Source organism: Pseudoalteromonas sp. SR43-7 (assembly GCF_014163785.1).
GTDB classification, from domain to species: domain Bacteria; phylum Pseudomonadota; class Gammaproteobacteria; order Enterobacterales; family Alteromonadaceae; genus Pseudoalteromonas; species Pseudoalteromonas distincta.
The window spans coordinates 1-11,348 of the sequence record NZ_JACJDY010000042.1 but is presented as its reverse complement, the minus strand read 5'-3'; the positions used below and the strand labels follow the sequence as shown (position 1 = coordinate 11,348).

The following is an 11,348-nucleotide window of genomic DNA, read 5'->3' as shown; positions in this document are numbered from 1 at the left end:
TCAAGTGTTGCTTGCAGTGCTTGTTCTATATTCACAAAAAAATCCGTAGTTAGTTTCCTAACTACGGATTTTGCATGATCGTTTGGATCGGTCAACCGGTCATTTTCTTAACTGATCGGCATTATGCCTAAAGCATCCTTTTAAAAATCTTAAAATTAATTATTGTACTAGCTCTTGTTCACTAAACTCTTCATCAAACATTGGGCTTGATAAGTAACGCTCAGTTGCACTAGGTAGAATAACAACAATATTTTTATCTGCGTTTTCAGGTTTTTCAGCAATTCGCTTAGCCGCAACAACCGCTGCACCTGACGAAATACCGACTAAAATACCTTCTTTTTTCATTAACTGGTGCGCCATTGCAATTGCGTCTTCGTTAGATACAAGCTCTGCGCCATCAATTAAGTCCATATCTAGGTTGCCAGGAATGAAGCCAGCTCCAATACCTTGGATTTTGTGAGGACCTGGTTTAATTTCTTCACCGGCAAGCGTTTGGCTAATAACTGGAGAGTTAGTTGGCTCAACAGCAATAGACTTAACGTTTAGACCTTTTTCTGTTTTAAGGTAGCGGCTAACACCTGTAATAGTACCACCAGTACCTACACCGGCTACAAAAAAGTCTACTTTGCCATCAAGCGCATCATAAATTTCAGGGCCTGTTGTTTCAAAGTGAATTTTTGGGTTTGCAGGGTTTTCGAATTGTTGTAATAAAATATATTTATCAGGTGCTGTTGCTTGAATTTCTTTTGCTTTTTCAATTGCGCCATTCATACCTTTTGCACCGTCGGTAAGTACTAGATTTGCACCTAATGCTTTTAATAGCTTGCGACGTTCAAGGCTCATGGTGTTTGGCATAGTAAGCGTTAATTTGTAACCACGTGCTGCTGCAACAAATGCAAGTGCAATACCGGTGTTCCCCGATGTTGGTTCAATAAGTTCTTTACCTTCAACAAGCTGACCTGACTTTTCAGCTTCCCAAATCATCGATGCACCAATGCGGCATTTGATACTAAAGCTTGGATTACGAGATTCAACTTTAGCGTATACATTCCCACCTGTAACACGGTTAAGTTTTACCAGCGGTGTATTACCGATGCTTAGTGAGTTATCTTCAAAAATAGTAGACATAATGTTCCTTTGGATGCAATCTGATCAACGTGTTAATAGCCTTTGCTACTAACTATATAAACACACTTTACTGGGAGTTAAAAAAAACTAAAGTAAAGTTTGGCTATAACATATATCTATTGGGCTTATAACCAGTCGAAATAAAAATCAATTATTAGCGGTGCTTTGGTTATTATAGGTGCGGGCTTAATTTAAAATTTAAAGAGTAAAACTTTGTTTAGTTAAAAAATGCTCAAAAGAACATTGAATTAAGCTGTGTTTGTTTAATATTTGCGCATATGAATGTAACTTGAATAGTTTTATCACACAATGCCTCTAAAACATGATAAAAACACGTATCTAAATTCAATTAAGCAATCACAATGAAATTAATCTTAAAATTAATTGCCGGTATTGTGGCCGGTATCCTAGTTGGACTATATGTACCTATAACTGGTGTTGAACTTTTATTCACAGTAAAAGAGCTGATTGGTCAAATTATCTCCTTTACCATTCCACTTATTATATTATTTTTTATTGCATCAGGTATTGCAGGCCTACCAAAAGGGTCTGGTCACTTACTTGGTAAAACAGTCGGGTTTGCTTATAGCTCTACAATTATTGCAGGTACGCTTGCATTTTTATTAGTAAGTGCTGTTATCCCTTTTTTAAGCGGTGGCATTACATTCGAGGCAGAAGTTGCTACAGAAATTGGCAGCTTTATTGATTTAGAAATTCCACCTCTGATGGGGGTAATGACCGCATTAGTAACTGCTTTTGTATTTGGTATAGGCATGAGCCAATTAGAGCTTGATACGCTTAAAAAGGTGTCTGATCAGGGCCGTGATGTGATTGACGGATTATTATCAAAAGTAATTATCCCTGCTTTACCATTTTACATTGCAGGTGTATTTGCTGAAATGACTGTAGCGGGTACTGTGGTAGATACACTGCAAACATTTGGCGTAGTACTAATTGCAGCGCTTGTTATGCACTGGTTATGGTTAAGCGTTTTATATATAGCGACAGGTATACTATTAAAACGTAATCCAATCGAATTAGTTAAAAATATGCTACCAGCTTACTTTACAGCGTTAGGTACTATGTCAAGTGCAGCAACGATTCCAGTATCGCTTCAATCAAGTAAGTCGAATGGCGTAAAAGAAGACGTAGCTAATTTTACTGTACCACTTTGCGCGACTATTCACTTATCAGGTTCTACTATAACCATAGTAACCTGTGCAATGGCTGTTATGTTTTTATCGCCAAGCATGGAAGTCCCTTCATTAATGGGTATGCTACCGTTTATTATGATGTTAGGTGTAGTAATGATTGCAGCACCAGGTGCTCCAGGTGGTGCAGTCATGTCGGCGCTTGGTTTATTAACAAGCATGCTAGGGTTTAATGAAGGCGCGGTTGCATTAATGATTGCACTTTATTTAGCACAAGATAGCTTTGGTACTGCGTGTAATGTAACGGGTGATGGTATCATTGCGTTATGGGTTGACAGATTTAGCGAAAAATCGTCATCTTAAACTATTAGGGCGAGGCAATAATATTAGTTATTGTTTCGCTCTATGTATGTTACTGTGGCAAATTAATTTAATTAAATTGCATGTTGTTAGGTAAGTGAGGATGTTCCATTGATTAATGTACTTTTAGTTGATGACCATGAACTTGTACGAACAGGAATCAAGCGTATTCTTGATGATGTACGAGGGTTTAAAGTAATTGGTGAAGCTAAAACTGGCGAAGAGGCTGTACAGTTTTGTCGTCAGCATGCGCCAAACATAGTATTAATGGATATGAACATGCCAGGTATGGGCGGATTAGAGGCGACTAAAAAGATTTGCCGTTATTGCCCTGATGTAAAAATTATTGTGCTTACCGTTAACTGTGAAGACCCGTTTCCGAGTAAAGTAATGCAAATTGGTGCACATGGCTTTTTAACTAAAGGTGCAGGCTCTGACGAAATGGTGCGAGCCATTCGTTGTGTTCATGCTGGTCAGCGTTACATTGCCCCTGAAATTGCACAGCAAATAGCGCTTGCGCAAGTGACAGGTCGCACAGACGAAAATCCTTTTCAGAGCTTGTCTGAACGCGAACTGCAAATTATGCTTATGATCACTAAAGGTGAAAAAGCACAAAATATAGCTGAGCGTTTAAACCTAAGTTCAAAAACAGTAAATAGCTATCGCTATCGTATGTTTGAAAAGCTAAATGTAGGTGGTGATGTTGAGCTTACCCATTTAGCAATTCGTCATAAAATGATTGATATAGACGTTTCGTACTAACTATAATTTATGTCTGAATTTGATCACGTACATTTTCTCAAAACGCTATCAAGTGAGCCGGGTGTATACCGCATGCTTGATAGTGACAACCAAGTTATTTATGTTGGTAAAGCTAAGCATTTAAAAAAGCGTGTGAGCAGTTACTTTAGAAGTAACATTACCGATAGCAAAACACGCGTTTTAGTGAGTAATATTTGTGACATCGAAGTCACACTCACTAATACTGAAACAGAAGCGCTGCTGCTTGAAAATAATCTAATAAAAAAATACCAGCCTCGCTACAACATATTATTACGCGACGATAAGTCGTATCCCTATATTTTATTAACTAGCCATAAACACCCTCGTTTAGCGTTTCATCGTGGCAGCCGTAAAATTAAAGGTGAGTACTTTGGACCTTTTCCGAGCGCGGGAGCGGTATCTGAAAGCTTGCGGTTAATGCAAAAAATATTTCCTGTTCGTCAATGTGAAGATGCTTATTACCGCGCAAGAAGTCGCCCGTGTCTGCAATATCAGCTTAAGCGTTGCTCAGCTCCGTGTGTGAATAAAGTTACGGATGATGATTACAGCGAGCAAGTTGACTATGTCCGTAAGTTTTTAACGGGTAAATCTCACGAAGTTATTGCTGATTTAATAAAAAAAATGGAAGCAGCCAGCCTACAATTAAATTTTGAACTGGCGGCAAAAGTTCGCGACCAAATAATGCTACTTCGTAAAATGCAGGAGCAACAGTCTATATCAGGTAATTTTGCTGAAATGGACGTAGTTGGTTTTGCTCATTTAAATGGTTTAAATGGTATTCATTTATTAATGATCCGCGATCACAAAGTATTGGGTAGTAAAACGTATTTTCCAAAAGTACCTAAAGATTCAAGCGAGCAAGAAATATTGACCTCATTTTTAGGACAGTACTATTTAGCGCCAGGAGCAACAGGGCGTATTGCAAAAGAAATCATATTACCTTTTGAAATAGAAGAGAGCGGGGCACTCGGTGAAGCACTCACACAAATAAGTGAGCGCAAAGTAACACTTAAAGTAGTTACCCGTGGTGAGCGTGCTCAATACTTACAACTAGCCAATAAAAATGCATTAAACAGTATTGCAGTTAAGCAAAGTACCCAAGACTCTATTAATAAACGTTATGCACAATTAAAAGCAACACTGCGACTTGATGATATTACCCGAATGGAGTGTTTTGATATAAGCCACACCATGGGTGAGAACACTGTTGCAAGTTGTGTTGTATTTGACTCACAAGGCCCAAATACAAAAGAGTATAGGCGCTATAATGTAACGGGTATAACCGGTGGTGATGATTATGCTGCAATGGAGTTTGCACTTAATAAGCGTTACAACAAATTAGTAGATGAAGACAAAATTCCAGATGTTATCTTTATTGATGGTGGTAAGGGGCAACTGGGGCGCGCGGAGCAGTACTTTTCTAACTGGCCACATACAAAAATGCCTTTGTTAGTAGGTGTTGCTAAAGGTACTAGCCGTAAGCCTGGCCTTGAAACACTATTAATTGACGGTGGTCGAAAAACCATTCCTATGGATTCAGATGCACCTGCGCTACATTTAATACAGCATATACGTGATGAATCTCATCGTTTTGCAATTGCAGGGCATCGTAATAAACGCCAAAAACAACGTACGCAATCACTACTAGAAGAAATAAATGGAGTCGGTTCTAAGCGTCGGCAAACATTATTAAAATATTTAGGGGGCATGCAGGGAGTAAAAGCTGCTAATATAGAACAGTTAAAGAAAGTTCCTGGGATCAGCCCTGACATGGCTGAGAAGATATTTAACCATTTGCATGACAAGGGCTAGCCCTACATGCGAATATAGCAAAAAAGACATATCCAAGTAGTTATGTGGAATATTCCAAACACACTCACAACATTTAGACTTTTTCTTATCCCCGTTTTTTTGGTGATATTTTATTTGCCTTATAGCTGGGCTTTTTTTGCTGCCGCCTTTATTTTTTGGCTTGCATCAATCACCGATATACTAGACGGTTATTTAGCAAGAAAGCTTGAGCAATCAACCCCTTTTGGTGCTTTTTTAGATCCTGTTGCTGATAAAGTAATGGTATGTGCCGCACTTGTAGCGTTATCAGATCAGTACCAGTCAATGTACATGACAATACCTGCTCTTATTATAATAAGCCGTGAAATTATCATATCTGCACTTCGTGAATGGATGGCAGAGCAGGGTAAGCGTGGTAATGTCGCTGTATCAAACATGGGTAAAATTAAGACGGCTGCACAAATGTTAGCCATTATCGGTTTGATTTGGCAATATGATACATGGATGAACTATTTAAGTTTTGGACTACTGTACCTTGCGACCTTTTTAACCTTGAGTTCTATGATGCAATATTTACGTGCAGCATGGGGTGAATTGACTAAAAATTAACTCTAAATGTATAATAACGCACCGTTTTAGATAAAAAACAAGCAAACAGTTCAAAACTAGCATTTTTTGTATTGACGCGTTTAATAATCTCTGTAGAATGCGTCCGTGTTGAAAGGGCATAGCCCCCGAGATAAACGAAACGGTAATTAATCAGTTACCTGAATGTTCACATAAATAATCATGTGCTAATTCAAATAACTGATAAATAAAATGCGGTACTAGCTCAGTTGGTAGAGCGCGACCTTGCCAAGGTCGAGGTCACGAGTTCGAGCCTCGTGTACCGCTCCAAGTTTATCTTAAGGTTAATACCCCGTACTGGGGCGGAATGGCAGAGTGGCCATGCACCGGATTGCAAATCCGTCTACCTCGGTTCGACTCCGGGTTCCGCCTCCATTTCAACACTCCACACGCTTTAATTAGCAAACTCGATGCCCGAGTGGTGGAATTGGTAGACACAAGGGATTTAAAATCCCTCGACTAACAAGTCGTGCCGGTTCAAGTCCGGCCTCGGGCACCACTTTGTGGTTTAATTGCATTACCAAGTGTAATTTATAAAATGGTTAATTTAGAATTAATATGATGCGGTACTAGCTCAGTTGGTAGAGCGCGACCTTGCCAAGGTCGAGGTCACGAGTTCGAGCCTCGTGTACCGCTCCATATTAGTTTTATCCACTTGCTTTAAATAGCAAACTCGATGCCCGAGTGGTGGAATTGGTAGACACAAGGGATTTAAAATCCCTCGACTAACAAGTCGTGCCGGTTCAAGTCCGGCCTCGGGCACCACTTTAAATTGTTTAACCAAGATAATTTAAAGTTGATAAAATAGTATTTTGCGGTACTAGCTCAGTTGGTAGAGCGCGACCTTGCCAAGGTCGAGGTCACGAGTTCGAGCCTCGTGTACCGCTCCAAATTATTTGGAAACATTTAGGCGGAATGGCAGAGTGGCCATGCACCGGATTGCAAATCCGTTTACCCCGGTTCGACTCCGGGTTCCGCCTCCATATAATTTACTCCACACGCTTTAATTAGCAAACTCGATGCCCGAGTGGTGGAATTGGTAGACACAAGGGATTTAAAATCCCTCGACTAACAAGTCGTGCCGGTTCAAGTCCGGCCTCGGGCACCATCTTTACTAAAATCCTCAGATAAAATCCTCAGATAAAATTCACTTAAATTCTAAATTGCTTCTAATTTTAAAACATTCAAAAATTATCCTTACTTAAATTCTCTAATCTTATTTTTAATACCTACTTACCTTTAAAATCTATTTCTTTTTATTATCTTAGAGTTTCACCATCATACATTTATAAAGCTCCCTGTTTGTATTTAACAGTTACTACTTTTATCCCAGCTGGTTAATTAACTGAATTGGTATAATTAATTGTGAATAATAACAATCCGCAATAATACTTAATCATTTTGTGGGGCTAAACGTGTCGCTACCTGTGTTAAAAAATTCTCATTTACGACTGCATGGATGCAGAAGGTATAGCAATGCAGGAGCAATTGCCGAGAACAACTAAATAGAGATTTTTTTGCCTAGCTATCAACACGTTTTTCCATCCTCAAAATAGATCACTTAATTAAGCGAATTGGTATAAGAGTACCTATTTATAACAGAGCAAAAAATCAGAACGCTGGTTATTTAATTTTCTTGGCAATTACTCCTGCACCTAAGTTTTAACGAGGGGTGGCATTAATGAATGTAATAGAAGTGCGGTGTCTAAAAATAAATTTAAGGTGGGAGTATAGGGAATGCGTTAAGCACTTAGTTATACGAATTGCGAAGATTTTATAAGCGACCCTTGAGGATCGCTTATAAAGGATAAATTGTTATTGCAGTTTACTCTGAGCTTTGTAAATTGGATACTCGCTCAACAAGCCTTGAATAAGCGCAACACACATTAAAATAAGTACTATTGAAAACGGCAAAGCTGTAGTAACTACGCCCGACTGAAGCGCTTGCAATGCTTGCGAGCCACCAACCCAGAGCAATACTGCTGCAATCACGCCTTCGACTGTAGCCCAAAATATACGTTGTGGCACTGGTGCATCTATTTTACCGCCCGCAGTTATACCATCTATTACAAGCGATCCTGAATCAGACGACGTTATAAAAAACACCAAAACGAGTGCTATAGAAATAATAGAAATAAAACTAGAAAGAGGTAACTGCTCGTATACTTGAAATAAAGTCACTGAGATATCAGTTAAACCATTTTGTCCAAGTGGGCCAACTTTATCTATAACTTGTGTAATTGCCATATTTCCGAATACGCCCATCCAAACCAAACTAAGAAGCGTTGGTAGGCCAATGACGACGAGTAAAAACTCGCGTACAGTGCGCCCTTTTGAAACTCGGGCAATAAACATCCCAACAAACGGCGACCATGATATCCACCATGCCCAATAAAACACAGTCCAAGAGTGCATCCAATCTTCATCGGGTCTATTGAATGGATTGCTCAAAGGTACAAAGTGCTCTACGTACGCCCCAAGGGTAAACCAAACAGCAGTAATTGCATCAGAGAAAGTAAGGGCAATAACGGCTAATAATAAAATAAATGCACAAATTAAATTAACATTGCTCAGTACTTTAACACCCCCCTCAATACCTCTAATAACTGAGAAAATTGCAATGCACGTTACTAAACCAATAACAGATATTTGAAAAGCAGTCCCGTAATCAGTGCCTAACAGATAATTTATCCCGCTGGTAGCTTGTTGAGCGCCAAGGCCTAGCGATGTAGCTAAACCAAATAAAGTAGACAGTACAGCGAGTATATCTATGATATGACCGAGCCATCCCCAGGCGCGATCACCAAATAATGGATAAAAAACCGAACGTATAGATAAAGGAAGGCCTTTATTAAATGCAAAAAAAGCCAAGCTTAACCCAACAACTGCGTAAATCGCCCATCCATGTAAACCCCAGTGGTACATGGTTGCACCCAAAGCTAATGAGTGTGCTTGCGGTGAATTTGGCTCAACGCCCATAGGCATATGATACCAACCAGTATAATATGCAGTTGGCTCAGCAACTCCCCAAAACAGTAAGCCAATCCCCATTCCTGCTGCAAAGAGCATTGAAAGCCATGACATGTAACCATGTTCTGGACGAGCTTTTACGCCACCCAACCGAATTTTACCTAAAGGAGAAAATGCTAAAATAACGCAAAAGATCACAAAGGCATTGGCTAGTAACATAAAGTAACTATCAAATTGATTAATTATTGCGTCTTTAGTCGAGGTTAGTGCATCACGGGTAACGGTAGGGTCAAAAACTAGGGTAAGTATTACAAATAAAACAACTAAGAAGGCGCTTATACCAAATACTGGATTATGGATATCAAATCCCCACCTTTGTACATTATCTTGCCCAACTTGGTAATCAGTAGTGTCTATACTGTATTTTTTTGTCATGTCATCCATCGGATCTCCTTTTTATAGATAACTTAATTCATACATCCTACGTAATTAAATATAAAATAGTTTTAAAATTAATATAACTTTTATTTATAAGAAATGAGATGATTAAGCGTAGTATTTGTTATTTTTAGAACTAAAAAAGCGAGCCGTAGCTCGCTGATTATTTTCTATTCCCAGGCCTCTGGGTCAACCTCTTTAGCAAGTTTAGGATGATTACTTTTGTCAAAGGTGGGTATTAAGCCCTTTTTGCGTTGTTCGTTATAGTCTTTTGAAAGCCATACAACAACACCTGAAAGCATAAATAGCGCTATAACGTTTACAATGGCCATTAAACCCATTGATATATCTGCCAGCGTCCAAATTAAACCAAGCTCACCAACAGCACCAAACATCACCATACCTAAAACAACAAGTCTAAAGATAAACATACCTTTATTAGAGTTGTGCTCTAAAAACATTAAATTTGTTTCAGCGTAAGAGTAATTAGCCACAATAGAAGTAAAAGCAAAAAACAATATAGCAATGGCAATAAAGTAAGTACCCCAGTCGCCGACATGTTCTTGCAATGCTGCTTGTGTAAGTTCAATCCCCATAACACCAGATTCAGGTACTAATTGCTGCGATAGTAAAATAAGAGAAGCAGTCGCTGTACAAATAACAATAGTATCAATAAATACACCTAGCATTTGCACATAACCTTGTGATGCTGGATGAGGAGGGTAAGGTGTCGCAGTGGCTGCAGCATTAGCTGCACTACCCATACCAGCTTCGTTTGAGAATAAGCCACGCTTTATACCTTGGATCATAGCTTGTGTAACACCATAACCAATTGCCCCTGCACCAGCTTGTTCAATACCAAAAGCACTTTTTATAATAAGCACTAGCACATCAGGTAGTGTAGTAAAGTTAATGGCGCATACATAAAGTGCAACCAGCAGGTAAGCTAATGCCATAAATGGCACAACCATTTCAGCAAAGCGAGAAATTGTTTTTAGGCCACCAAAAATAATGATGCCAGAGCCAATAACCAAGCAAATGCCTACTATATACTTAGGTACATCAAACGCTACTTCAAATGCTGCAGCAATAGAGTTTGACTGTACTGCGTTAAATACTAAACCAAAGGCTAAAATTAAACATAACGAGAATAAAGTTCCCATCCAACGTTTGCCTAAACCGTTTTGCATATAATAAGCAGGGCCACCTCTAAAATTACCATCTGCATCTTTTGTTTTATAAGCCTGAGCTAAAGTACTCTCGGCAAAACTTGTAGCCATACCTATTAATGCAATGAGCCACATCCAGAAAATAGCACCTGGGCCACCTAGGTATAAGGCGACAGCAACACCTGCCATATTACCAGTACCGACACGAGCTGCTAATGAAGTACAAAAAGCCTGAAAGGATGAAATTTCGTTATCGGCACATTTACGAGAACCAAACATAACTTTGAACATATGTGGGAATTGCACAAATTGAATAAAGCCTAGTCGAAAAGTAAAGAAGAGGCCCGCTGCTATTAATAAGTAGACGAGAACTTGCCCCCATAGAAGGGCACTTATACTATTTATTATGTCTGTCATGGATACTGCCTAAATACATGAGTTAAAAAAAGTGACCGCAACTTATCACATCAGGATAAAAGTGTTTAGTTTTAAAGTTCAAAAACGGAGTTATCAACAGGGTTTTGTGGGTAACTTGTGATTATCATGTGTGCTTGCTTGGGGCTTAATTTTAATTACTATTTTATGCAAATAACGCTTGCGTAAAATCCGCCGCTCCCTATAATGCGACCCCACTGAGACGGGATATGGCGACGCGCAGCGGACAACGCATAGCGAGGCACGAACTACTCAGAGAGTTAAATAAAACTTCGGTTTTAAATCTTCCAAAAGAAAATTTAAAACAAAGTGTTGACTCGAAAAATAAAGGGTGTATTATTCGCATCCCTTGAGACGCTAAAGCGACTCAAAACGTTCTTTAACAATATAAAGCAATCATCTGTGTGGGCACTCGTACAGATTGAGTTCTAACAGCTAAGCTACTTAGGTAGCGAGGCAAACAAATTAGAGTCTCAATTGAAAACTGAGTGACCAA

Annotated in this window: 7 protein-coding genes and 8 tRNA genes; 12 read left to right on the top strand and 3 right to left on the bottom strand. The window is 39.1% G+C overall.

Features of this window, described 5'->3' with window-relative positions; genetic code table 11:
• Positions 1 to 159 precede the first annotated feature (159 nt).
• On the bottom strand, positions 160 to 1,128 hold the full coding sequence (gene cysK, locus H5087_RS19795; protein ID WP_002963138.1) for a cysteine synthase A: 969 nt from the start codon (positions 1,126 to 1,128) through the stop codon (positions 160 to 162).
• A 362-nt stretch (positions 1,129 to 1,490) separates the two neighbouring features.
• On the opposite strand from cysK, the gene H5087_RS19790 reads away from it, so the two are divergent.
• The 12 genes from H5087_RS19790 (at position 1,491) to H5087_RS19735 (ending at position 6,948) form a co-directional block, all read left to right on the top strand.
• Entirely contained in the window at positions 1,491 to 2,642 is a 1,152-nt protein-coding gene (locus tag H5087_RS19790; RefSeq protein ID WP_182673121.1) for a dicarboxylate/amino acid:cation symporter, read from the top strand.
• A gap of 108 nt (positions 2,643 to 2,750) precedes the next feature.
• Positions 2,751 to 3,401 carry a UvrY/SirA/GacA family response regulator transcription factor gene (uvrY, locus tag H5087_RS19785; protein ID WP_002963136.1) on the top strand — a complete coding sequence of 217 codons (651 nt, stop codon included), beginning with the start codon at positions 2,751 to 2,753 and terminating at the stop codon, positions 3,399 to 3,401.
• A 9-nt stretch (positions 3,402 to 3,410) separates the two neighbouring features.
• The gene (gene uvrC / locus H5087_RS19780) at positions 3,411 to 5,234 is read left to right on the top strand and encodes an excinuclease ABC subunit UvrC (RefSeq protein WP_039488521.1); all 1,824 of its coding nucleotides are present in this window, start codon (positions 3,411 to 3,413) and stop codon (positions 5,232 to 5,234) included.
• Positions 5,235 to 5,276: 42 nt separating this feature from the next.
• Positions 5,277 to 5,822 (top strand): CDP-diacylglycerol--glycerol-3-phosphate 3-phosphatidyltransferase, encoded by a 546-nt coding sequence (pgsA, locus tag H5087_RS19775; RefSeq protein WP_182673120.1) that lies wholly within the window; start codon positions 5,277 to 5,279, stop codon positions 5,820 to 5,822.
• Positions 5,823 to 6,034: 212 nt separating this feature from the next.
• A tRNA-Gly gene (locus tag H5087_RS19770) sits at positions 6,035 to 6,110 on the top strand.
• Between the two features lie 31 nt (positions 6,111 to 6,141).
• Positions 6,142 to 6,215: transfer RNA gene (locus tag H5087_RS19765), tRNA-Cys, on the top strand.
• Positions 6,216 to 6,252: 37 nt separating this feature from the next.
• Positions 6,253 to 6,339: transfer RNA gene (locus H5087_RS19760), tRNA-Leu, on the top strand.
• A gap of 64 nt (positions 6,340 to 6,403) precedes the next feature.
• Positions 6,404 to 6,479: transfer RNA gene (locus H5087_RS19755), tRNA-Gly, on the top strand.
• 39 nt (positions 6,480 to 6,518) lie between these two features.
• Positions 6,519 to 6,605 (top strand) — tRNA-Leu (locus H5087_RS19750).
• Between the two features lie 49 nt (positions 6,606 to 6,654).
• A tRNA-Gly gene (locus tag H5087_RS19745) sits at positions 6,655 to 6,730 on the top strand.
• Positions 6,731 to 6,749: 19 nt separating this feature from the next.
• Positions 6,750 to 6,823, top strand: a tRNA-Cys gene (locus H5087_RS19740).
• Positions 6,824 to 6,861: 38 nt separating this feature from the next.
• Positions 6,862 to 6,948 (top strand) — tRNA-Leu (locus tag H5087_RS19735).
• 707 nt (positions 6,949 to 7,655) lie between these two features.
• Here H5087_RS19735 and H5087_RS19730 read toward each other — a convergent pair.
• Positions 7,656 to 9,254 (bottom strand): BCCT family transporter, encoded by a 1,599-nt coding sequence (locus H5087_RS19730; protein ID WP_182673119.1) that lies wholly within the window; start codon positions 9,252 to 9,254, stop codon positions 7,656 to 7,658.
• 164 nt (positions 9,255 to 9,418) lie between these two features.
• Positions 9,419 to 10,834, bottom strand: coding sequence for a sodium:alanine symporter family protein (locus H5087_RS19725; RefSeq protein ID WP_182673118.1), 1,416 nt, complete (start codon positions 10,832 to 10,834; stop codon positions 9,419 to 9,421).
• Positions 10,835 to 11,348: the final 514 nt, after the last annotated feature.